General features: G+C 40.6%; 17 protein-coding genes, 6 pseudogenes and 1 other annotated feature. Of the genes and pseudogenes, 17 read left to right on the forward strand and 6 right to left on the reverse strand.

Features of this window, described 5'->3' with window-relative positions; translation table 11 throughout:
* Positions 1–54: 54 nt before the first annotated feature.
* A pseudogene (gene tnpA, locus MKX69_RS12930) lies at positions 55–383 on the forward strand (IS200/IS605 family transposase); the annotation flags it as partial.
* A gap of 189 nt (positions 384–572) precedes the next feature.
* Here tnpA and MKX69_RS12935 read toward each other — a convergent pair.
* A pseudogene (locus MKX69_RS12935) lies at positions 573–1289 on the reverse strand (IS982 family transposase); the annotation flags it as partial.
* Here MKX69_RS12935 and MKX69_RS12940 point away from each other — a divergent pair.
* Positions 1285–2112: pseudogene (locus MKX69_RS12940) on the forward strand (Tn3 family transposase); the annotation flags it as partial. The pseudogenes MKX69_RS12935 and MKX69_RS12940 sit on opposite strands and share 5 nt — an antisense overlap.
* A 1291-nt stretch (positions 2113–3403) precedes the next feature.
* Here MKX69_RS12940 and MKX69_RS12945 read toward each other — a convergent pair.
* Positions 3404–3820 (reverse strand): annotated as a pseudogene (locus tag MKX69_RS12945) (tyrosine-type recombinase/integrase); the annotation flags it as partial.
* A 476-nt stretch (positions 3821–4296) separates the two neighbouring features.
* On the opposite strand from MKX69_RS12945, the gene MKX69_RS12950 reads away from it, so the two are divergent.
* The 8 genes and pseudogenes from MKX69_RS12950 (at position 4297) to MKX69_RS12985 (ending at position 15029) form a co-directional block, all read left to right on the forward strand.
* The gene (locus MKX69_RS12950; protein WP_341010559.1) at positions 4297–8766 is read left to right on the forward strand and encodes a S8 family serine peptidase; all 4470 of its coding nucleotides are present in this window, start codon (positions 4297–4299) and stop codon (positions 8764–8766) included.
* 43 nt (positions 8767–8809) lie between these two features.
* Positions 8810–9073 (forward strand): hypothetical protein, encoded by a 264-nt coding sequence (locus MKX69_RS12955; protein ID WP_008271158.1) that lies wholly within the window; start codon positions 8810–8812, stop codon positions 9071–9073.
* Positions 9074–9359: 286 nt separating this feature from the next.
* Positions 9360–10486 (forward strand): IS3 family transposase gene (locus tag MKX69_RS12960; RefSeq protein WP_094850654.1). Its coding sequence is split into 2 segments (ribosomal slippage): positions 9360–9588 and positions 9588–10486, totalling 1128 coding nucleotides; the frame shifts between segments, so codons are not numbered across the junction.
* Positions 10487–10526: 40 nt separating this feature from the next.
* Positions 10527–12131: pseudogene (locus MKX69_RS12965) on the forward strand (PRD domain-containing protein); the annotation flags it as partial.
* Between the two features lie 8 nt (positions 12132–12139).
* A complete protein-coding gene (locus tag MKX69_RS12970; RefSeq protein WP_341010560.1) occupies positions 12140–12772 on the forward strand; it encodes an HAD family hydrolase in 633 nt (210 codons plus the stop codon).
* Between the two features lie 90 nt (positions 12773–12862).
* Positions 12863–13094 (forward strand) — a binding site (T-box leader).
* A gap of 72 nt (positions 13095–13166) precedes the next feature.
* Positions 13167–13982, forward strand: coding sequence for a MetQ/NlpA family ABC transporter substrate-binding protein (locus tag MKX69_RS12975; RefSeq protein ID WP_341010561.1), 816 nt, complete (start codon positions 13167–13169; stop codon positions 13980–13982).
* A gap of 22 nt (positions 13983–14004) precedes the next feature.
* Positions 14005–14511: a peptide-methionine (S)-S-oxide reductase MsrA gene (gene msrA, locus MKX69_RS12980; RefSeq protein WP_002334638.1), complete on the forward strand. Its 507-nt coding sequence runs from the start codon at positions 14005–14007 to the stop codon at positions 14509–14511.
* A gap of 110 nt (positions 14512–14621) precedes the next feature.
* Complete coding sequence (locus tag MKX69_RS12985; RefSeq protein ID WP_142956207.1) at positions 14622–15029, forward strand: SRPBCC family protein; 408 nt, start codon at positions 14622–14624, stop codon at positions 15027–15029.
* A 116-nt stretch (positions 15030–15145) separates the two neighbouring features.
* On the opposite strand, the gene MKX69_RS12990 is transcribed toward MKX69_RS12985, so the two are convergent.
* Positions 15146–15571, reverse strand: a complete 426-nt coding sequence (locus tag MKX69_RS12990; protein ID WP_002334640.1) for a helix-turn-helix domain-containing protein — start codon at positions 15569–15571, stop codon at positions 15146–15148.
* Between the two features lie 81 nt (positions 15572–15652).
* Here MKX69_RS12990 and MKX69_RS12995 point away from each other — a divergent pair, with 81 nt between their 5' ends.
* From MKX69_RS12995 to MKX69_RS13005, 3 genes are all read left to right on the forward strand, one after another.
* Positions 15653–16069: a hypothetical protein gene (locus tag MKX69_RS12995; protein ID WP_260603093.1), complete on the forward strand. Its 417-nt coding sequence runs from the start codon at positions 15653–15655 to the stop codon at positions 16067–16069.
* A gap of 376 nt (positions 16070–16445) precedes the next feature.
* On the forward strand, positions 16446–16682 hold the full coding sequence (locus MKX69_RS13000; protein ID WP_341010562.1) for a hypothetical protein: 237 nt from the start codon (positions 16446–16448) through the stop codon (positions 16680–16682).
* 272 nt (positions 16683–16954) lie between these two features.
* Positions 16955–17635 (forward strand): IS6-like element IS1216 family transposase, encoded by a 681-nt coding sequence (locus tag MKX69_RS13005; RefSeq protein ID WP_001015311.1) that lies wholly within the window; start codon positions 16955–16957, stop codon positions 17633–17635.
* 45 nt (positions 17636–17680) lie between these two features.
* Here MKX69_RS13005 and MKX69_RS13010 read toward each other — a convergent pair.
* The 3 genes and pseudogenes from MKX69_RS13010 to MKX69_RS13020 all read right to left on the reverse strand — a co-directional run.
* Positions 17681–17791 (reverse strand): annotated as a pseudogene (locus MKX69_RS13010) (ParA family protein); the annotation flags it as partial.
* 225 nt (positions 17792–18016) lie between these two features.
* Positions 18017–19405 (reverse strand): sensor histidine kinase, encoded by a 1389-nt coding sequence (locus MKX69_RS13015; RefSeq protein ID WP_142956104.1) that lies wholly within the window; start codon positions 19403–19405, stop codon positions 18017–18019.
* Positions 19406–20110 (reverse strand): response regulator transcription factor, encoded by a 705-nt coding sequence (locus MKX69_RS13020; protein WP_142956106.1) that lies wholly within the window; start codon positions 20108–20110, stop codon positions 19406–19408. It abuts the gene before it with no gap.
* 149 nt (positions 20111–20259) lie between these two features.
* Here MKX69_RS13020 and MKX69_RS13025 point away from each other — a divergent pair, with 149 nt between their 5' ends.
* From MKX69_RS13025 to MKX69_RS13040, 4 genes are read left to right on the forward strand one after another with little or no spacing between them, the layout of a single operon-like run.
* A complete protein-coding gene (locus tag MKX69_RS13025) occupies positions 20260–21015 on the forward strand; it encodes an ABC transporter ATP-binding protein (protein WP_142956107.1) in 756 nt (251 codons plus the stop codon).
* On the forward strand, positions 21012–21734 hold the full coding sequence (locus tag MKX69_RS13030) for an ABC transporter permease (RefSeq protein WP_341010563.1): 723 nt from the start codon (positions 21012–21014) through the stop codon (positions 21732–21734). The genes MKX69_RS13025 and MKX69_RS13030 overlap by 4 nt, the downstream gene beginning before the upstream one ends.
* A complete protein-coding gene (locus MKX69_RS13035) occupies positions 21731–22498 on the forward strand; it encodes an ABC transporter permease (RefSeq protein WP_043737767.1) in 768 nt (255 codons plus the stop codon). The genes MKX69_RS13030 and MKX69_RS13035 overlap by 4 nt, the downstream gene beginning before the upstream one ends.
* A 3-nt stretch (positions 22499–22501) precedes the next feature.
* On the forward strand, positions 22502–22786 hold the full coding sequence (locus MKX69_RS13040) for a hypothetical protein (RefSeq protein ID WP_131500805.1): 285 nt from the start codon (positions 22502–22504) through the stop codon (positions 22784–22786).
* Positions 22787–22805 lie beyond the last annotated feature (19 nt).

Below are 22805 nucleotides of genomic sequence, written 5' to 3' on the forward strand. Positions count from 1 at the left end.
AAAACCATGCGTTTCTACACGTGGAAGAACTAGCATATCGAAAGGAGTTTTTTCATGTCAAATGACGATAAAAGTTTAGCACATACTCGTTGGAATTTTAAGTATCATATTGTATTTACACCAAAATATCGACGAAAAGTAATCTATAGGCAATTACGAAAAGATATTGGAAAAATACTTAGGAAGTTGTGCAAAATAAAAAACGTGGAAATTATAGAAGCACATGCAACGCCAGATCATATTCACATGCTTGTTCAAGTACCATCAAAAATAAGTATATCCAGTTTTATGGTTATCTGAAAGATCGCAGTGCTGTGCTAATCCACGAGCAGCACGTAAATCACAAATATAGATACGGAAATAAATCCTTTTGGTCGGAGGAATATTATGTGAGTACAGTCGAATTGAATCAAAAGACAATTGAAAAATATATCCGTGAACAAGAAGCTGATGATCGCATTTGAGATAGTATAAGTAAAAGAGAGTAGATGTTGCAATAACAAAAGGGTAAAAATGGACTACCTCCAGTAAAATACCTAAAAATAGTTTAACACCCGTGGTGCTAGTTAATTTTAATATCCTAAAGAATATCTCAAAGTTCCTTCAAAACGTCGTTGTGCTCGACTTAATAGAACACTGTAAGCCAGTAATATGCTTTCAAATCTACTCTCTAGCCCTTTAACAGAACGTGAGTTGAAATTTTGACAACCTAATTTTTCTAAGGAAGAACAAACAGTCTCAACTGTTTTTCTTTGTTTTCCAAGTAAGCTGTGGTCTAGTTTTTCTGATTTATCCATGTTTTTACGTGGCGGAACGGATATAGTAATGCCCTTAAGGGCAAGCTTTTCATGGATTTTATGGCTAATATATCCTTTGTCCCCTAGGATATTGGGAAGATTCGCTTCTTCCGATAAAGTCTCTAACACTTTCACGTCATGGACACCTGGATTCGTGATTGAGTAAGTAATCGGAAAGCCAGTCTTAGTAACGATCATATGAATTTTAAGACCATAAAAATAAGATTTTTTTGTTGAGTTATAGCCAACTTTGGCTATTTGATTCAATAGTTTTGCTTGTCTATTTCTAACTGGTTTACATAATGGACTAGGAAAACTATCTATAATTCCGACTAGTTCACCTTTGGTGAGCTTCTTGATGAAAAAGTATCGAATAATCTTGATAGTGTAAGCTAAGTTTGAACTTAAGCGAGTGAATCGACTCCTACTAGGAAAGTCACCATTAGGAAATAAGACGGAATAAACCGCTCTATACGTGGCTCTTTGCTTTGTTTCTGATCAATATATTGGATTTCATGGAATGATTGTTCCAGGAACTTTGCGTGATTCTTTGTACTTATTGGATGGTTTTTTAAATCAAACAAGTGGCTTAGAACCAAAACAAATCATGACAGATACAGCCGGGTATAGTGATTTGGTATTTGGACTTTTTGGATTGTTAGGCTTCCAATTTAGCCCACGAATTGCAAACAATCACGGAACAAAACTTTGGCGAATAGACTTAACTGCAGACTATAAAATGTTAAATAAAGTTTCTCAAAACAAAATCAACACTACTCGAATAGAAAAAAACTGGGGCGAAATACTTCGAGTAGCAGGTTCTTTAAAGTCAGGAAAAGTGAATGCGACAGAGTTAACAAAAGCACTTCAACGAAATGGTCAACCAACAGAGCTAGGGAAAGCCATTATTGAATATGGAAAAGTATACAAAACAAAGCACCAATTGCGCTATATTTCTGATGAGATTTATGCAAGACAGATTTTAGAACAGCTGAATAAAAGAGAAGCAAGGCATACATTATGTCGCCACATATTTTATGGGAAAAAGGGCAAACTATATCAAACCTATATTGACGGAATGGAGGAGCAATTGACTGCTCTTAGTACTGTGACAAATGCAATTATTTATTGGAATACGCTCTATTTAGAAAGAGTAATTGACCAAATGCGTGTAGAAGGATTTGATTGTTCAGAAGAGAAAATCAATAAATTATCACCACTTCTCTTTGAGCATATTAACTTTGTTGGTAAATACTCTTTTCGATATGATCTTTCCTTGAAAAATGGACATTTACGTCCTTTAAATACACAATAAAACTAAAATGTTCGTGTTTTAAATCCTACCGCTATTTTCTGCACGAATGTTCCAGAAGAATGTTTCTGAAGAGAAAAAGAGAAAAACAAGAAACGTTGATTTAACAGCATTTCTTGTTTTTTTCATGTCTCACTACCGCTGTTTTCTGTACGGATGTTCCAGTGACCCCTAATTGCTCATATAAGCTGTTTTAACTGTTTGACTAGCTAAATACTCACTTCTTGCAATCAAGCGTCTTACAGACGGTCAGGGCAACCCCTAACAACCCTTAAATGGAAAACCGATACTTTGTTTAACTTGTTTTTTTTACAACTTACAACAAGCTATTCAATTCAAAATCAATTTAAACCCACTTAAAAGCTCGTTTAAGCATTCTTAATTCTCCCTTTGAACAAAATAGACAGTTTCGAATTAAAGTCGCTTAAATCGAGTTTTAGAGCGTTTTAAAATAGAATGATGAAAAACTAAAAAGTTTCAAACGCTGGTCGGCTTGTTTCGTTAAAAAAGAGTGCAATGCGCACTTACACATCAAATAACTTGATGTCGTGCTAAACCCTAAAAACCTGTATAAGAAGTTGCCTTTGGCAACAACAAAAAATATAATATGGGGATTGGGGCAACGCCCCAAAAATAAAAAGAATCGTCTGAAACGAGGAACAAACTAAAATGTAAATTTTAGGTGTGAACGAGTGGAAGATGATTACTTTTTACCCTATGTGTGTACACACATAGTAAGTTCACCACAATACTTTATAACGTTTTTATTTACATGAGCAAAGCGAGTTTTTCCAACACGTTTAATCTAAAATATTGGCAATTTATACCATGATTTTCATGGTATATAAGTGCGCCCTTAGGAAAATAATTTGAATATATTTCAGATTTTCAATCTGACTGCTCCTGTCATCGAGCAGACCGATGAGGAAAACAAAAAGAGGACTAAACAAAAAAGTTTAGTCCTCTTTTTGTTTTGAATAGTTCTAGAAGGGGTCACTGGAACATCCGTACAGAAAATAGCGGTAGTGATTAGCTCTAAATCCATAAAACGCTTATTTAACGCTGATTATAGAATTTCCAAGATAGGAAAACACAAAATATTTCTGGAACATTCATGCAGAAATTAGCGGTAAGGAAAGCAGCATAGATTCTAAAAAACATTAGGTTTTGAAAATCAGTAAAATACGTTTTAAAAGCTTGATATAACAATGTTTCATAGTTTCAAAAAGTCATTATAAAAACGATTCTAAATAACTATTTCCAAAACCTACCGCTATTTTCTGTTTAGTTGTTCCAGTGACCCCATACCTAATAGATCGCCAACGCGTGCCATCACCTTATAAAACTGCTTCTCCGTTATATGTCGATCTGGATGGGACGTTGAGGGAAATAACCAATCCGAAGTGATATTCTGTTGGACTAGCCAATCATGATATTGTAGCAAGTCTTGTTGGACGGGCTTTAAATATAAGGTGTTTGCTTTGCCTGTCTTTTTATCATGAATAAAGACCGTATTTTTAACAGTTCCTTCGGGATTATAGACATCTGATTTTTTTAACGTCATGACATCACTCACCCGTAGTAGAGTGGCTTTTCCAACTTGGAAGATGGTGTAGTTTCGACGACCAGCGCGAAAACTATCTAACAAGGTGTCCTGTACCATCTTTAATACGTTTGAGTCTTTAATTGGCAGTACAATCTGTTGAGACATCATATACCTCCCCGTTAATTAAATTTTGTCTATTTGATTGATATCAGACGGATCGTATGTTGTTGTACCATTTGGCTCATACTCTGTAACTAATACATCTTCTTCGTTTAATATTTGGCGCTACGATATTTGGAGTTGATAGGCAGCTTGCCTACCAGCTCCAAATATCGTAGCGCCAATAATGTTTTATGGAGGGCACACCTGTCTCAGCGTGTCCTCCTTTGTTTTGCCACAAAATTAAAATCGGTGCTAGCTAACTCTCATAATTATGCGGCGGTCAAGTGGTCCCAATATGTCGTAATTATCGATACACCGATATTCAATGTCTTGACAATGCTGATGTGATGCGATAAATTACCCTTGTTGAGCAAATTAAAATTAAATGAGTTAAAAATGTGAACGATTTGTGTTTTTTGCAAAGCTTTGTCTGGAAAGATGGCGTGCTCAACAACCAATATGAGGGGGGGTAGTCACGAATGCGTAGAAATTCGATGACCGAAATGAAGAGGCACTACAAGTTATATAAGTCGGGCTCCAAGGGGGTAGCGGCGGCAATCATTACCGTTAGTGCGGGAGCTATTGTGCTGAGTGGTTACGCCACACAATCAGTGTCGGCCGATACCACGTCGGCGGCAACGGTACAAACGCAAACCGACACGGAAACGACCGGACAGTCGTCCACCGCGGTGGACGACGCGCAAAATGTAGCGGACAACCACACGCAAAGTAGCACGGCTACGGAGGAGGGCACGACGCCAGCTACTACTACGAGTCAATCGCAGGCTGGCTCAAGTGCAGCCACTAGCGGCGCCACTGCCACCAGTGGTGCGAGCGCGTCGAGTTCAAGCGCTGCAACCACGACGACACCTGCCGCTACCACCACCGCGCAGGCTACAGCCGACGCAACCGTCGATCCCGGTCCCGCAAACCAGGATACGTTGACCAAGGGGAACGTTGAGGGCTTGTGGAATGAGGGTTATCAGGGTCAGGGCATGGTTGTGGCCGTGATCGATTCTGGGGTCCAACCACACGCAGACTTGCGGTTGACTGACGATAGTACGGCGGCGATTAGCAAAGACGCCGCGGAGGCCGCTATTGCTAAGCTAGGGCACGGCACGTACGTCAACAGCAAGATCCCCTTTGCCTACGATTACGTCAACAACGATAGTGTCAACACGGGGACTACGGTGTCCGGGTCTACGCACGGTGAACACGTCGCTGGTATTATTGCCGCCAACGGGACCGTTGCCGATGGTGCTACCGGTACGTCTAAAGCGTCAGTCTACGTCAAAGGGGTCGCCCCGGAAGCCCAGATTTTGGCGATGCAGGTCATTGATGAGTTCCCGGACGAAAATGCTAACGATATTTCCCGGGCAATAAGGGACGCCGTTTCGATGGGAGCCAATGCCATCCAAATGTCACTGGGAATTGGTGTGGCCGAACAAGATCTGACCGACGAGGAGCAAGCCGCCGTGCAGTACGCTACCGACCACGGAGTCTTTGTTTCCATCTCGGCCAGCAACAACGCCAACGCGGCCAGCATTGTGGGCTCCGATACGCCGAATGATATTTCCACGGCGTACGTGCCGAAGAACGATTCAACCATTGCCGATCCCGGTGCCGCAGCGTCCGCGATGACCGTCGCCGCCGAGAAGAGTGCGACTGGTGCTGATTCTGAAATGGACGGCTTCTCCTCGTGGGGACCGATGGCGGACTATACGCTTAAGCCGGACATCGCGGCGCCCGGTGATAGTGTGACCTCCACGGCCATTGACCCGACAACCAATACCCAAACATACGCGGTTGAGTCCGGTACTTCCATGGCTGGCCCGTACGATGCCGGTGCGGCCCTACTAGTCATGCAGAAACTCAAGGCAACCCGTCCAGAATTGCAGGGCGCGGACCTGGTTAAGGCCGTTAAGCTAGCGTTAATGAACGCGGCAGACCCAATGATTGACTTAAACTACCCGGACACCTACGTCTCCCCGCGGCGCCAGGGTGCTGGACAAATTGATGTGACCAAGGCGGGGAACTTGGACGTCGCTGCTGAGGGTACAAATAACGCCGGCTCGGTGTCGCTGGGTAAAATCGGGCAGACGACCAGCTTCAACGTGACTTTAACCAATTACGGACAGACGACCCAAAGCTACACGGTCGACTACGACGGTGGGCCCCTCACGCAGGTGCGGGACACCAGTAAGGGTAATATCGTGCACGACCAGAAATTGGCAGGAGCGGCGGTGAACAGTGCTACGCCAACGTTTACGCTCGCTCCCGGTGCCAGCAAAGTGGTGACCTTCACGCTCGCGTTGGCTGATGCGGTTGCCGCTAACCAAATTGTCGAGGGCTACTTGACATTCAAAGCGGGAGACGACACCCAGACCATCAGTGTGCCGTACCTCGGCTACTTTGGTGACCTCACCACCGAGCAGATTATTGATGATTCGGCGAACAAGCAGGACTCAATCTTTAAGGGTGGGTACCTCGTTGATAACAACAATAACCCGCTGGGGGTCACCGACGCTGCCTCACTGAGCAACCTCGTGAATAGCGACGTAACAGGCAAGTACACGTGGGGACAGGTGCCCGCGTACATTGAGAACGGCAAGGTCTCGTTCTCGCCTAACGGAGACGGTGCTAGCGATACCGTGTACCCATACGTCTTTGCCAAGCAGAACCTCAAGGCGGTCACCATTCAGATTCTGGACGCTAATGGTAAATTGGTTCGCGTGCTCGACAAGGAGAACAACACGACCAAGTCATACCTGCAAGATGGCTCCAGTCACAACTCTGACTTAGGGTTGAGCACCGACATGCGTCTGGATGCTGACGCGTTTACCTGGGATGGTCGGATTTACGACCAACAGACGGGCAAGTACATCACGACACCGGATGGTAGGTACACTTACCGGATTGTGACTGAGCAGTACAACGACGGGGCGGAGCAGGAACAAAACTTTGATTTACCTGTAGCCGTGGATACCGTCGCACCGACTCTGACCGGTCTGACTTACGCCAAAGGTCAGTTGACGGCCAGCTACAACGACCAGGGTGCGGGGTTCAGCCAGTTTAGTGACGCGGTGCTCAAGATTGGCGCCCAGGAGTATGGGGTGAGTCTCGATAACAACGGGCAAAGTAACGCTGGGACAATCAGCTTCAAACTGACGGCAGCGCAAATGGCCGCCCTAGCAACGAGCGATGGGCAGCTGACCTTGACGGTGACGGACGTTGCTGGCAACCACACCAGCGCGAGTGTACAGGCGTTTGCGGGTACTACTTCAGCCTCAGCAACCGATACTGCCGCCAACGTCGCACCGCAGTTTAGTTGGCAAGTCGGCGACGGCAGTAATATCTATTGGCCTACGAAGGGCTTCGTGCAGGCCGTGTCCGACCAGACGAGTTTCACCGCGTACGCCCAGGTGCCGGCGGGTGTCGATTGGATTGTTTACGCGACCGACGCTATCGCGGGCAAAGTGTTCCCAGGCAAAGTCGATACGGCTACTGGTATCGTGACGTTTAACCTGACCGAAGGGGATCCCTACGGCGACTTTGTGGGCACCGTCCTGTACCCGACCGCTAACTTTGGCGAATACAAGCGGGCTGGACGTGCTGACGGGGACGAAATGATCGTCTTCCTTGACGCTGACGGCACTGCCGGATACGGTCACTTCAGCACAACGAATCCACACACGGTGATTGCCCTGCGCGATAACGCAGACGCGGCTGCGGACGCTACGGTCACGACCGGGGCGCCAGTGCTTAGTGGGCGCGCCTTTGCGGACATTACGACGCACGCACAGCCAACTGCTGGGCTTTCCTTTGATAAGTTTAACGACAACACGTTTACGTTGGTGGGTGCTGATCAGGTGGCGGACGTTTACGACCCTCAGACTGGTGAACTGACGATTACGGGTAAGGTGGCTGATCCTGCCGGGAAAGCCATGACGGTGACTGATGCTACCGAGCCGACCAAGGCGGTTGCGATTAACGCGGACGGGACGTTCAGCTTCACGGTACCATTCAAAGCCGCTGAGCAGCAGTCAGTTGGTTACCGTCTGACGACGACTACGACCAACGATGACGGTACGACGGCAAGTAGCACGGCTTACGGCGCGCTCCAGATCTACCTGGACACCGTCTTCCCAACTTTGTCCATGCCGCAAGCCGACACGTTGACGGTTGATGCGGATGGTAACTACGATATCACGACGTCAGACCCGACCTTTACCGTCACGGGCACCGTAAACGATAACGTGAATGGCTACCGGCTGTACACGAACGGCGATAACGTTGTGCACCAGAAGAACCTGGCTGGGTTTAACAACCACGTGGATGCGGATGCGGCCAGCTCAAACCCTTATGGGGCGGCTGACTTTAGCCAGACGTACAACCTGTTGGAGGGCGATAACTACTTCACCGTGACTGCCGTGGATATGGTGGGTAACACCATCACGAAGGTTTTCCACGTCGTACGGGTGGACGCAACTAGCGTGACACCAAAATCGCAGGGCAGTAAGGGTACCGCCATCACTAGCCCCGTGGTTGATGGTGGGCAGCGCGGGCAGGCGCAGGGCGCTCCAGACGTGCACCCTGCTGCACCTGGTTACAAGAATGATGGTCAGGGTGGCGTACAGCTAGTACCTGCCGCCATCACCAGCCCCGGGGTTGATGGTGGGCAGCGCGGGCAGGCGCAGGGCGCTCCAGACGTGCACCCTGCTGCACCTGGTTACAAGAATGATGGTCAGGGTGGCGTACAGCTAGTACCTGCCGCCAGCCAGGCAGGTCGTCCGCAGAGTGGTGCTGAGCAAGGTCAAAGCCCAGCAACTACGACTGCAGCGGCACTGCCGGCGACGGGGGAAACACACAGCCCGTTGGCCGCAATCGGTCTAGCTATCCTTAGCGTGCTGGGACTGGCTGGACTTGCATCTCGGAAGCGGCGTGTATAGTTTATATGTAGACGATAGCGGCAACATCGGGGGGATGAAGAGGATGCAACCAGTGACCATTACTAATTTAGACCGGGTGTTGACCGCGTTGGTGCAGGCGCGCCAGCGGGGAGAACTCTCTCCTGACCAGGTGGTGCTGGATGTACGCCCGCACGAGCCCGGATCGGCGCACGTTTTCACGGTACGGGACGACGCTGGCAGGCAGCACGTACTCGTTGAACTCCGGTTTGATGAGCCCTTACCCGATAACTACGCCAGTGAAATACGCCGCCGCGGCTACCACCTCGAATTGGTGGATGGGCGGTAATCATAAAGAACTTGAAGTCGGTACACGGCGCATTGATTGCGAAGTGTGCCGGCTTTTTGCGTTTGTCTCGGCAATTGTTGGCTCTTCGTCAAGTAGAGTTGATAGATCTTTTGTGAAGCATCTAGGCCTTAATTGGTCTAGGTGCTTTTATTATGCTGCTGCCTTGCTGCTCTTAGCTCTGAACCAAACCCGTTCCAGGAATATACGTGGTGTTAGTATCAAATCTTAGACAGCTTTTCGTAGAGACAAGAATAAATTAAACTTATCTACGAGAGGATGAATTTTTATGACCCGATATGAAGAAAATTTTAAACAAATGATTGTTGAACTGAATCAAACTGGACGTTCTGTTCGAGGGTTAGCGAAAGAATATGGCTTATCTGAAGCAACGATTTACAAATGGAAGAATTTATATTTACCTGATCAGTCCACAGGACTGACTGGAAAAGAAGTAGCTGAACTGAGAAAAGAAAATGCTCGTTTAAATGAGGAACTTGAAATCTTAAAAAAAGCCGCAGCCATATTCTCTCGGAAAACCTAAATTCGCTTGTTCAATTTATTGAAAAATGGTGTAAGGATTACACTGTTTCTTTGTTGTGTCGGTTATTAGAAATCCCTAGAAGTGTCTATTATTTTTATAAGAATAAACCGTTGACAGCTACAGAAATCAGAAATAATAAGTTGAAAAAGAAGATTTCAACAATTTTTTTTACGAATAAACAACGCTATGGTGCCACAAAGATCCATCAAGTTTTATTAAAAGAAGGGATTTCAGTATCTCTTAAACATGTCCAAAAGCTAATGAAACAATTAAATTTAAGGTCGATTGTAGTTAAAAAATATAGACCTCAAAGGTCTAATAAACCGATCATTTCAAAAGAGAATCTCTTAAATCAGGACTTTTCTACTGAAACGATCTGTGAGAAATGGGCAGCTGACATTACGTACATTCCTACTAAGAAAAATGGTTGGTGTTACTTATCTTCAATCATGGATTTACACACGAAAAAAATTATTAGTTATACATTTTCAAAACGAATGACTGTGGATTGTGTCATTCAAACATTGAATAAAGCAAAAATACATTATCACATTCCAGAAGGAATGATTCTACACACTGACTTGGGCAGCCAATACACAGCAAGAGAAGTGGAACAATGGCTTAAAACCAACAAAATAAGGCATTCTTATAGTAGAAAAGGAACACCTTATGATAATGCTGGAATCGAATCTTTCCATGCCTCATTGAAAAAAGAAGAAGTCTACACGACTAGCTACTCAGATTTTGAAGAAGCAAATCGAGCGCTATTTAGCTACATTGAAGGATTTTATAACCGAAATCGAATCCATAGCTCGATTCACTATCTAACCCCACAGGAATTTGAAGAATTAGCAAAAGAAAAAATGGCTTAACCGTCTCTACTAAAATGTGTCCAAGATATTGACTCAAATCCACCTACCCAACACGACTCAGCAAATTCACTTGGAAAGCAAAGAGACACAACTGCTTCGTAATTTTTTTGATGAAGTCGTATCAGAATTTAAAAAGGTCCAGAAAAAAGAGAGTCAGCCGCAAGAATTCATTGAGGATACTGTTAGTCGTGTGACACAAATGATGGACGAATTTATTTTTCAAGGAACGTATGAAAAGGAAGAGTCTTTATATTCCGTGCTGACTTATCATATTCGACAAACACTGGATATGATGTATGAGAACTATGGATTTGAACAGGATGGCAATCGGGTTGTTTCTTTAGCAAGCTATCTTTATCTAAAGGATAATACAGATATTTTAGATAGTGATTATGGCTGGCAGGAACAAAAAAATGAGTTGATGGAATTCTTGGATTCATTTTTAGAAACGCCATTTTGGTATGCTAAAAAGCTATTGAGCTATTTATCCCAGCAGTTGGATCAGCGATTATTGGATGAAGATATTGTTTTTGTGACTTTTTATTTTTATAGTTTACAGATCAGCGACCTGCCGAATGACGTAAAATGTATCGTACTAGCCCATGGCTATTCAACAGCCAGCAGTTTGGCGAATGTCGTGAATCGGATGCTAGGGAAAAATGTGTTTCAGGCCTATGATATGCCCATCAATATCACCTTAGACAAGGTTGAAACACAGATTATTCGTTATATCAATGATTATCGTACAGATTCAGGATTGATCCTACTAGTAGATATGGGTTCCTTCAATCAATTGGGGGAACGTCTTTCAAATAATATTAAGAGTCCTTTGGTTATTATTGATAATGTCAGTACACCGCTTGTATTGGAAGTCGGAGAACATATTGTCAACGGCAACAGTGTCACCGAAGTTTATGAGGCCATCACTGTCGAAAACCGTATACAAAAGCAACTGATCATCCCAGAGGTAAATAAGAAAAAAGCGATCATTACCTGCTGTTATACAGGAATAGGAAGCGCCACTCAAATCCAAGAAATCCTACAGAAGTGCTTAGGTGATTCTGCAAAGGAATTGACCATCCTGCCTTATGACTATAAAAAATTAGCTGAGAATAAAATGTATGAGACTCCATTTCAGCTGTATGATGTCTTGATGACCGTTGGGACAGAAAACCCGAAAATCAATCAAGTCCCATACATTGGTTTGGATCAATTAATCAACGGAGAAGCCGTTTCAGAATTTGCGGAGCTATTGCATGAACAAGTCGACATTGATAGTAAAGCCTTCAAGAGTCAATTGATTTTTAATTTCTCGATTAACAAGATCGTAGAAAATTTAACGATCCTTGATGCAACGAAGGTTTTGAGATTGGTACAAAAGGCCGTCAAAGAACTCGAAAAACTAATGGGGATCGAATTTTCAAACAATCAATTGTTCTTGCTTTACATGCACTGCTGCTCAATGATCGAACGTATTTTACGCAAAGAAAGTGTATATGAACAAGCAGATATCAAAGAATATATTCAAAAAGAGGGACATAATATGGAGTTGATCCATCAAGCATTTCAAGAGGTTGACAAGGAATATACGATTGAGCTTCCTTTGTTAGAGCTTCGCTTACTAAATGATATTGTGAAGGACTAGGTGAGAGAATGAGAAAAGCAGTAATATTTGATATGGACGGTGTGCTAATTGATAGTGAACCCTTCTATTTTAAACGTCGAATGGATTTTTTTAAGTTTAAAGGCATACAACCAGGCTCTGATAAATTTGAAGATTATGTAGGAAACTCGGAAAAACAAACATGGGAAATGCTGATCCCTGAAGATGAGATCACACGCGATCGCCTCCATCGAGAGTACCTTCATTACAAGCAGCGACACGGAATTGATTTTTCAAAGGCTATTCGAGAAAGCGTGCCATCAGTATTAGAACAATTGAGAGTAGAAAATATCGCAATTGGATTGGCCTCGTCATCCCCACGCAAAGAAATTGATCAAATGTTATCCGACTGCAAATTGGAACGCTATTTTTCATATACTATTAGTGCGGAAGAGTTAAAGGAAAGCAAACCTAATCCGGAAATCTATTTGATCAGTCGCGACGCCTTAGCCTGTGATGATTGCCTAGCTGTGGAAGATTCAACATTAGGGATTGCTTCGGCTAAAGCTGCGGGCATTTATACGGTTGCTTTGAAACAAGGGTTCTTTATGGATCAGAGTAAAGCGGATAATATTATCAATGAGCTGACAGAGCTTGTGACTTTGCCACAGGTAACACGATAGAGGTGAAACTCCTCAATTTAAAAGTTGAGGAGTTTTCGCTTTTTTTTGTTGCAAAGCAAGATTGTTTATATTAGAATAACGTAAATCAATAATGAAGCATTGAAGAGAAGAGTAATTGACTAATAGACGATTAAAGAGACCCTCGGCAGGTGAAAAGAGGGATCGTGGAAAATCAATGAAGATGAGCTCTGAGCCTTTAGTTTGTTCACGCAAGCTGGACGGGAAGCGACCGTTACATCGCCGGGTATGTTTGTACCGTTGAGGTATTATTTGTGAGAATAATACGAATAAGGGTGGTAACGCGAAAATATTCGTCCCTTTATTTATCAGGATGCTGATAGGTAAAGGGATGAATATTTTTTTTATTTGTCAAAAAAATTGGGAGAGTGTTTGTATGAAAAAAATTGGTTTGGTTTTATTGGTGTTAGGTTGTGTGACTTTATTGGCTGCCTGCGGCTCGGGTTCAGCTGAGAAGACGGATAAGGTAAAGATTGGTGCTTCACCGACGCCCCATGCAGAAATCTTAGAGCATATTAAGCCAGAGTTGAAGAAGAAGGGGATCGAATTAGAGATCGTCAAGTTCGATGACTATGTTTTGCCAAATAAGTCATTGGAAAATGGAGACATCGATGCGAATTATTTTTCAACGGTTCCATACTTCAATTTGCAAAAGAAAGAAAATGGGTATCAATTTTCAAATGTGGGGGCGATCCATCTTGAACCAATGGGCATTTATTCACACAAAATAAAGAAAATTGCTGCTATTCCCGATGGGGCAAAAGTGATTGTTTCAAATGTGCCCTCTGAATGGGGCCGAGTCTTAAATATCTTTGTAAAAAATAAGTTGATCAAAATTAAACCTGGGATACAAATTGATCAGGCAACTTTTGAGGATATTACTGAAAATCCTAAAAATCTGGTCTTTGATCATAGTGTGGATCCGACATTACTGACTTCAGCCTATGAAAATAATGAAGGGGATTTAGTCGCAATTAATTCTAATTTTGCTTACGAAAAAGGGTTGAATCCAGTGAAGGATTCCTTGATGATCGAACAAAACGATTCGCCATATGTGAATATTGTCGCGACGAAAACGACGAATAAGGACAATAAAGACATTAAAACAATTGTTGAAACATTGCATGAAGCCAAGGTTCAACAATGGATGGAAAAGAAATGGGGCGGATCCATCGTCCCTGTGGATGAATAAATGTAAAGGATAGGTGAGAAAGATGGAGCGAGCAATTTTTGCAGGAGGTTGTTTTTGGTGTATGGTCAAACCCTTTGATTCATTGCCGGGAATTGAATCAGTGATTTCTGGGTATACTGGCGGTGAGAAAGAAAATCCAACGTATTTAGAAGTAAAGAGCGGCGATACAGGCCATACTGAGGCGGTAGAAATTATTTACGACCCAGAATTCATTTCATATCAAGAATTAGTAGAAATTTATTGGCAGCAAACAGATCCGACAGATGCTTTTGGTCAGTTTGAAGATCGTGGCAGCAGTTATCGTCCGGTTATATTTTATTTTAATGAAGAACAAAAAAGAATTGCTGAGAAAAGTCGAGACAGCTTGCAGGCAAGTGGAAGGTTTGATCAGCCGATCGTAACAACCATCGAGGCTGCAAAAACTTTTTATCCTGCTGAAGCTGAACACCAAGATTACTACCAAAGAAATCCGGAGAACTATCAAAGAAACGCCGAGCGAAGAAATAAATTTATTCATGAAGTTTGGTAAGTCCAAGAACGGTCAATCCACCCTTATTAAAACACGCAGAATTAGTATCAAAACTGAGAGGTTTTACTATGTCCAGTACAGTAAAATGATAATAAAGGGGTTGGATAATTATGACTACTGAAAGAATCGAAGCAATCTTTCATGCTGATATAGAAAAAGTTTGGCAGGTGGTCACTTCAATGACAAACACAAAGTGGCGAAGTGATCTGAATAAAGTTGAAGTCCTCGAAGATCAGAAGGTTTTCGTTGAGTACACTACTCAAGATTTCCCCACGACCTTCACAATCACAGAGTTTGAACCCATGAAGTTTTACGCATTTGAGATGGAGAATGTAAATATGAAAGGAAAATGGACAGGTGAATTTTTCTCCTTAAGCGATCACAAAACAAAAAACCATTTTACTGAAGCGATTCAGGCTAAAAAAATTTACCTGAGACCGTTTGTTAAAAGCTATCTAAAAAAGCAACAGAAAACGTATGTAAACGATTTGACTAAATATCTACATGAAAGTTTTTAAGGCTGGAAACGCTGAGTATTTCTTTAAGTATTGTTCAACACCTCACTGAAAGTCGCGCTTTTTAATAGTAAATACCCATCTGACGCTTTTTCAGCTTGCGTCGAATGGGTATTTTATCAATGATTTATTTTGAAATACTCTGCTTCAGAAGATCGGTATTTAAGTTGTTCCATGTCAGTGATTTGAAATTTCCGTTTTTCCCGTTTTAAAATACCATCATCACATAACTTATTCAGTAAGCGCAGCAAATGCCGATAGCTAATCCCAATCGTAGCGGCCACATCTGTCAGATTATCGAAAAAATAATTCTTATAGGAACCTTGCAGGATATAGGTACATAATCGCTGTTCACCGGAATATAAGGCGTTCGACGTATAATTATGCGAGCTGTTAATCAAGTTTTCTGACAGCCCTTTGGCTAACGTGGTCATAAATGTCAAATTTTTAAAAATCGAATCCTGATCATCTTGAAATGGAACGATAATGACTTCGAAAGGGGAAAGGGTAATGACCGAAGCAGTGGCATAAGTCGTGTTGGACATTAATTCAACATCACTTTTTTTGTTGTTTTGAGGTAAGACTAATTCACTTAAAAATATATTAATATTTCTGGAGGTGCTTGAATGGGATCTATTGGAATCGAAGTCAGAGAGAAAGATTTGGAGACAGTCAGCACGAAAATAAAACTATTGAACAGTCAAATTTGGTACTTAGAAGAAGGATTTGCGGTCAAGTATTGTTATCTTTTTGAGCGAGGTGAAAAGGTGCCGGTCCAAGTGGATAGAGTGGGGATCAATACTATTTATCCCAAAATTCGTTTTGTCTTTGACAAGAAAAACAACGTAATAGCAGAAAGAGCCTGTGCAGGAGCAAGACTCAGGACTACAAGAGAGAATAATTGGTTGTCTATAAATAAAAAGGGGAATACAAATAGAGCTTTATATATTTACCAACTTATTGAGAAGATTGAGGATCGTGAACACGCGAAAAAGATGCTTGATCATTACTATGCTGGTAAAAGTTCTAAAAGAGGCAACTAGGAGAAGTTGTAGCTGTCTAAACGTCTATTGTTTGCTAATTAAATTAGCAATTTTTTCTAACACATTCTTTCCTGGCGTACTGATAACGAGTACAAAAGGAGCTAAAACTAAATACATGAATTTTTGGGATGTAGAACCCCCTCCAAGTTAATCAGCAAGGCTAATAAGGGGCTTGGAGTAACCGATAGAATTATCGGTGTGCCTGAAAACATTGAAGGATTTGCAAAGATATACCCAAGGTATTGAGCGAATATCCGGCCTTCATAGGAGTTAGATTATCTCGGGTTGCAAAAATCTGCGAATTATTCGTTCTACGTTTTTACTTAGTAAACAATAGACGTTTAGTTAATAAAAAAACGAAGAAGGGAGTATTTTCATGCAGCAAGAAATTTCAATGAAATTAATCACACTTCCCATAGGTAAAACTGTTGATCCGATTTGGGATAATGAAAAATCAAATATCATGTTAGGGATTAAAGTTGCTCCTAATATGGTCTTATCATTATTTGACAACAAAGTAGTTGATAAACAGTCAATTTACCAATTAGAGGAAATTGTTTTAGTTACCAAGTACAAAAAAAAACAGAGGTACCTATTGGAAAAGTCTGTTTAGCCCCTGATGGTAGTTATCGTTGCTATGTAAAAGACGGTGTAAGGATAAATCGTGGGAAAATTGTTTTGCCACGGGTAAAGAAAAGGAAGCATTTTTAATTGTCTTTTTCATAACAACTATTTTTTTAAGGAGTGGAAGATATGGGGAGTACAAAAGTGATTATAGCGTTAGGCCTCTATTTTTTTCTATTGTGGATCTGGTTCTGTTGCAAAGTTTTAAATCTACTATCAAATAAGGTAGAATAATAGAAAAAGATAGCAGGAGGAATGACGATGAATCATTTTAAAGGAAAGCAATTTCAGCAGGATGTGATTATTGTAGCCGTGGGCTACTATCTTCGTTATAACCTTAGCTATCGTGAAGTTCAAGAAATCTTATATGATCGTGGCATTAACGTTTCTCATACAACGATTTATCGTTGGGTGCAAGAATATGGCAAACTACTCTATCAAATTTGGAAAAAGAAAAATAAAAAATCCTTTTATTCATGGAAAATGGATGAAACGTACATCAAAATTAAAGGAAAATGGCATTATTTGTATCGAGCCATCGATGCAGATGGTTTAACCTTGGATATTTGGTTACGTAAAAAACGGGACACACAAGCAGCGTATGCTTTTCTTAAGCGGTTAGTGAAGCAGTTTGATGAACCGAAGGTTGTAGTCACAGATAAAGCCCCCTCTATTACAAGTGCCTTTAAGAAACTAAAAGAATACGGCTTTTATCAAGGGACAGAACATCGTACCATTAAATACCTGAATAATTTGATTGAACAAGACCATCGTCCAGTAAAGAGACGCAATAAATTCTATCGAAGTTTACGCACTGCCTCTACCACGATTAAAGGCATGGAAGCCATTCGAGGATTATATAAGAAAACCCGAAAAGAAGGCACTCTCTTCGGGTTTTCGGTCTGTACTGAAATCAAGGTATTATTGGGAATCCCAGCTTAAATCATAGATACCGTAAGGGATTTTATTCTTTATTTAAAACTTTGCAACAGAACCATTTTTACTGTTTAAAATACGTCTTAATTCTTCAAGTATTTTTAGTTCTTCCTTCTCCATAACTACGCCCCATTCTTTTTTTGTATAGTAATATTGTATCATTAAGAATCACAAATCACAAGTGATTAATCACTTGTGATTTGTGATAAGTGATTTGTGATTAACATATAAAAGCCCTATTTAAAGGGTGTAAATTTTGATTTTATTTTGCACTAACTTTAAGCGCTACGATGCACTAATAGAACATTAAAAAAGACTATTTCGCTCAGAAAATAGTCTTTTTTAATATTAATTAATGAAATCAACTTCCAGTGGTAGTAAGATTCCTTAATATTTTAGAAATTCCAAAGTGACTGAAAAACCACCATAATGACTTTGATCAATTCTCATTTTACCGTTATGAGATTCCATAATTTGCTTAACTAGAAGTAGACCTAATCCGTGTCTTTGTTCAGTGGTTGAATCGTCACTAATTATATAATGGGGTGTATTGTTCAGTTTGTCTATTTGTTTGTCAGAAGCTCCTACACCATCATCTGCTATCGTAATAGTAGATTTTTCCAGTGTATTTCCGAGTGATATATAAATTGTACAGCCATTCTCGTTATGGTTGATGGCATTTTGAATGAGGTTTGTAAGTGCTCGTTTTATCAAGTCTTCATCAGCCTGAACATAAAAAGAACCAGTATTTCCGTCAGTTTCTAATAGAATAGGGTGATTATCTTCAAGGTCATTATTTAGAAAATCTACAATAACTTGACGTACGAGAGCTAGAATATTTAATTTTTTCATATTTATCGATTGCATATTATATTCTAATTTTGAAGCTAAATTTAAATCATTAATTAAGTCTCGCATTTTCTCGCTTTGTCGAAGAATAATCGAGGCTTTTTTTCGCTCTAAGAGTGAAAGATTTGAATTATCTTCTAATTGTCCTGCATATCCCATGACCATTGAAAGGGGTGTTCGTATATCATGCGATACACCTGCAATCCAATTGGCTCTTGCATTTTCTCGTTTCCTAAGATCTCTTTCTTGTAAACGTAACGTTTGAGAGGTTTGATTAATATTCATTGCCAATTCGGATAGTGGCCCTTTTTCCTTCAAATTTACCTCTTTTTTGGCTGCTAAATTTCTTATTCCTTGAACGATTGGATTAACAGATTTTACCAACTTGCCTGTGGCCCCCAAATAAATAATAAAAATTAATAAAAAATTACTGAACAGAATAATTAAAGCAATTTGTGGAAAATTTGCAATAAATTGATAATCCCAACTTGGCGACACGTGCTTCCAGTAACTGTCCTTTGGATAGCCAAGTACTAATAATCCATCTTCCGCATCACCTGTATAAGTAGGATATCCGTCAATGTATCTCCTTGTTAGAGTAGATATATCGCTAAGGGAATATGTTTGTGGTATTGATTTCGGAAGATTCTCAGTTTGCCACACAACGTTTTTAGTTCTTTCATCTATCAAGATTGCCCAAATATTATTTTCTTCTAAAAAAGCAAGAGATTCAGAATCCATTTCAAAGCCACTGTCCGTTTGCCGCAATGAATCAGCAGTTTCTTCCGCTGTAGTGTATGGACCTCCATTTGGAGACTGATCAACTGTGATAAAAAATATAACGAAAAAATTTAGAATAATTAATAATAAGACACTAATAAGCAGAATCCCGATAAAGCGGCCAATTAACTTGGGAACACTCTTCATTTAGCTCTCCTCCGTAAGTAGCTTATAGCCGAGACCCTTAATAGTAATTAAAGATACGGGCTGTGAGGGGTTTTTTTCAATTTTTTGACGTATACGGCTGATGTGAGCCATTAATGAATTCTCATAACCAAAGTAATTATCTCCCCATACTGCTTCACATAACGTATCAATCGTCACAATTCGCCCAGTATTACGGTAAAGAGCCGAAAGGAGGGCATGTTCTTTAGCGGTTAGAGAGACACGTTCACCTTCTTTAAGTACTTCTGCGCGTTCAAAATCGATCTCACTATCATGTAATTGTACGATCGGGTTTTCATCTTTATAGCTTCTCTTTAAAATGGCAGTAATCCGAAAAACTAATTCTTTGGGTAAGAAAGGTTTAACGATATAATCATCTGCTCCTAAGCCAAGCCCTTCCAATTTATCTTCATCTTCTCCTTTGGCTGTTAAGAATAAAATAGGATAGTCCTTCTGTTCTTTCAGTATTTTCATTAAAGAAAAGCCGTCACCATCGGGCAGCATGACATCTAGTATTGCAAATTCTGGTGAATACTCCTCAGCTACGCTCACTGCTTCCCCGACTGTCTGCGCAGTTTGGATATCTTCGAAATCATATTCTTTCAAAATAGAAACCACCATATCTAACAGTTCCGGTTCATCATCAACTAATAAGATTCTTTTTTGTTTTAAATAGCTTATGTCCAATTCTTCACCTACTTTATGTACTTTATTATAACTTAAATTTTTCAAACTATTTTACTTAATACCAATTGTAAGGCAAATGTAAGGTTTACAGAAGGTTCCTGCAAGGATGAACCTGTAAAATAGAAACATAAAGGAAAGGAGCAAATACAATGAACATCATTGAAACACAAGACCTAACAAAATCCTATGGTGATTTTACAGCGGTACGTAATGTGAGTATGCATATTCCTAAAGGAAAGGTATACGGCTTGCTAGGACCAAACGGAGCAGGAAAATCAACAATTATGAAAATGTTTTTAGGTTTAACACAACCTACAAGTGGTACTTTCATAATCAATAATAAAAAACACCCTGAAAACAGAAATCAAATATTAAAGGAAATTGGATCGTTTATTGAAGCACCTGCTTTTTATGGAAATCTTACAGGAGGAGAAAATTTAGAGATTGTTCGTGAAATCCTAGACTTACCCGAATCAACTGTAGATGAAGCTCTAGAAATTGTAGGTATGTCAGAATGGAAAAATAGACTAGCTCGAAAATATTCTCTCGGAATGAAACAACGATTAGGATTGGCAAGCGCATTAATCGGACAACCACCTATTCTAATTCTTGATGAACCGACAAATGGACTTGATCCGGTGGGCGTACATGAAATCAGGAATCTTATCCGGTCGGTTCCAGAAAAATTTGATTGTACTGTGCTTGTCTCTTCTCATTTACTGTCTGAAATTGAACTAATGGCAGATAATATTGGCATTTTAAATCATGGGAATCTTCTTTTTGAAGGAACAATCGATTCATTGGACAAGACAGTCGCTGAACAAGGGTATTCAACAAACAATTTAGAGGATACTTTCCTAGCATTGATTGACGCAGATAATGGTCGGCGAGGTGAAAGGAAATGATGGCTTCTTTAGAGCTCAAAAAGAGTAAGCGAACAGGGTTGATTCCTGCATTCTTAATAGGAGGATTATTTTCAGCAGCAATTCCGCTGTTAAATATGGCTTTTCGTTCAGAAGTTTATGTGAATTTGCCAGATTCTCCTTTACAAATTCTTCTTCAAGCCAATTGGCAAATGATGGCTATGATGAATCTTTTACTGATTGCTGCAGGTGCGTGTCTGTTGTATTTTACCGAATATGCCGATAATGCGATACAAAAAATGAAGTCCTTACCAGTAAAGGAAAGTACATTATATTTTGGCAAAGTCATTCTGTTAACCAGTCTGTATGCGGTACTTCTTGTCCTTGAAGCAGTGGCTTTAATCGTTAGTACTTCTCAATGGTTTGGTTTGAACGATGGATTTTGGGTTGAACTTGGAAAAAATTTTGGTTTCTTTTTCCTTCTAGGTTTGCCGAGCATTTTATTAGCGCTTATGATTGCTTCTCTTTTTCAGAATATATGGGTTTCACTTGGATTGAACGTAGTAGCTGTTTTCTTGGCTACCATGTTGTCTAGTCAAAGTTTCGTGTTATCACTTTTTCCCTTTGCCTTGCCCCTTCAAACACTAGGAGGAGTAGAAGTTAATCAAGTAAACTTATATATTGGCGTTGCACTCATTGAGGTAGCAGTAATTGCTGTCGCAGAATGGATATTTTTAAGAATTAGGAGGTCATTCGAATGAACTTTTCTTCCCTCATCGCAGTTGAATTTAAGAAAATCAAACGCTCCAGAATTTTGCCAGTATTGTTTATCGCGGCTCTCATACTATGGTTGCCTTCCTTATTTAGTGCACAACTAAATTTTGATATGGCGGTCGGGATTACTCCGGAACATAATTTCTTTATACAAGGTTTATTAGGACTATCTTGGTTCTTATATCCAGCCAGCATGGTTGTCGCAACTTTGCTTTTAAATCAAATTGAAAGAAGTAATAATGGTATCTTGAAAATGCTCGCTTTACCAATAAACATGGTGAAATTAAGTTTAGCAAAATTTGTCGTTCTTTTAGCACTTGCAGCTGTTCAGCTTCTTATGGTAGCAGTCGTTTATTATATTAGTGCAGCTATCATATCTCAAACTCAGGACTATAATTTTATTCTTTCGCCACTTTTTGTTTTAAAAGAGATGGGATTAATTTATGTTTCTTCAATCCCCATGCTAGCTGTTTTTTGGATGATTTCTGTCTGTATTCATACACCTATATTCGCGGTCGGATTAAGTCTTGCTTCTATTGTTCCTTCTGTTTTGTTCATCAATACAAAGGCTTGGTTTTTATATCCTATGTGTTACCCGTTCTTTGTCATAACTTCAGAATATGGGAAGCTGTCCACTGATCTCTCTACTAAAGCAATAGAATTCTTTCCATGGATTCCAGTAGCTGTAATTATCACAATCGTTGCTTTATCAATTGCGTCTGCAAGATTTGGAAAAGTTGAAAGGAGATAAAAAATGAAAAAGAAAATATTAACAATCATCAGTACCGTTATGGTTTTTGTACCTTGGACGATCTTATTACTTCGAACAAATGAATGGGCTTTAGAATCGCCAACAGCTGAAATCATGATTACGAGTTATGCGATCTTTATGATTATCAGTGGCCTATTTACGCTATTTTCATATACAAAAGGAAAAGCACAAAACAATTTGATGAAGATTTCTCTCGTAGTAAATAGTCTTTATGCTGTAGTCGGGGTTGCGATTATAGGAATGATGGTTATTCCAAATATGCTTTAAGGGAGAGTGTAAAATAAAA

This window comes from Enterococcus sp. FSL R5-0957, assembly GCF_038008005.1.
Classification (GTDB): domain Bacteria; phylum Bacillota; class Bacilli; order Lactobacillales; family Enterococcaceae; genus Enterococcus_B; species Enterococcus_B faecium.

Bases quoted from the DNA above. Each gene is read 5' to 3' on its own strand.
- MKX69_RS12985 (WP_142956207.1), top strand. From the start codon at position 14,622: ATGACTACTGAAAGAATCGAAGCAATCTTTCATGCTGATATAGAAAAA.
- MKX69_RS12990 (WP_002334640.1), bottom strand. From the start codon at position 15,571: ATGTCCAACACGACTTATGCCACTGCTTCGGTCATTACCCTTTCCCCT.
- MKX69_RS13000 (WP_341010562.1), top strand. From the start codon at position 16,446: ATGCAGCAAGAAATTTCAATGAAATTAATCACACTTCCCATAGGTAAA.
- MKX69_RS13005 (WP_001015311.1), top strand. From the start codon at position 16,955: ATGAATCATTTTAAAGGAAAGCAATTTCAGCAGGATGTGATTATTGTA.
- MKX69_RS12970 (WP_341010560.1), top strand. From the start codon at position 12,140: ATGAGAAAAGCAGTAATATTTGATATGGACGGTGTGCTAATTGATAGT.
- msrA (WP_002334638.1), top strand. From the start codon at position 14,005: ATGGAGCGAGCAATTTTTGCAGGAGGTTGTTTTTGGTGTATGGTCAAA.
- MKX69_RS12950 (WP_341010559.1), top strand. From the start codon at position 4,297: ATGCGTAGAAATTCGATGACCGAAATGAAGAGGCACTACAAGTTATAT.
- MKX69_RS13015 (WP_142956104.1), bottom strand. From the start codon at position 19,405: ATGAAGAGTGTTCCCAAGTTAATTGGCCGCTTTATCGGGATTCTGCTT.
- MKX69_RS12995 (WP_260603093.1), top strand. From the start codon at position 15,653: ATGGGATCTATTGGAATCGAAGTCAGAGAGAAAGATTTGGAGACAGTC.
- MKX69_RS13025 (WP_142956107.1), top strand. From the start codon at position 20,260: ATGAACATCATTGAAACACAAGACCTAACAAAATCCTATGGTGATTTT.
- MKX69_RS12955 (WP_008271158.1), top strand. From the start codon at position 8,810: ATGCAACCAGTGACCATTACTAATTTAGACCGGGTGTTGACCGCGTTG.
- MKX69_RS13030 (WP_341010563.1), top strand. From the start codon at position 21,012: ATGATGGCTTCTTTAGAGCTCAAAAAGAGTAAGCGAACAGGGTTGATT.
- MKX69_RS12975 (WP_341010561.1), top strand. From the start codon at position 13,167: ATGAAAAAAATTGGTTTGGTTTTATTGGTGTTAGGTTGTGTGACTTTA.
- MKX69_RS13035 (WP_043737767.1), top strand. From the start codon at position 21,731: ATGAACTTTTCTTCCCTCATCGCAGTTGAATTTAAGAAAATCAAACGC.
- MKX69_RS13040 (WP_131500805.1), top strand. From the start codon at position 22,502: ATGAAAAAGAAAATATTAACAATCATCAGTACCGTTATGGTTTTTGTA.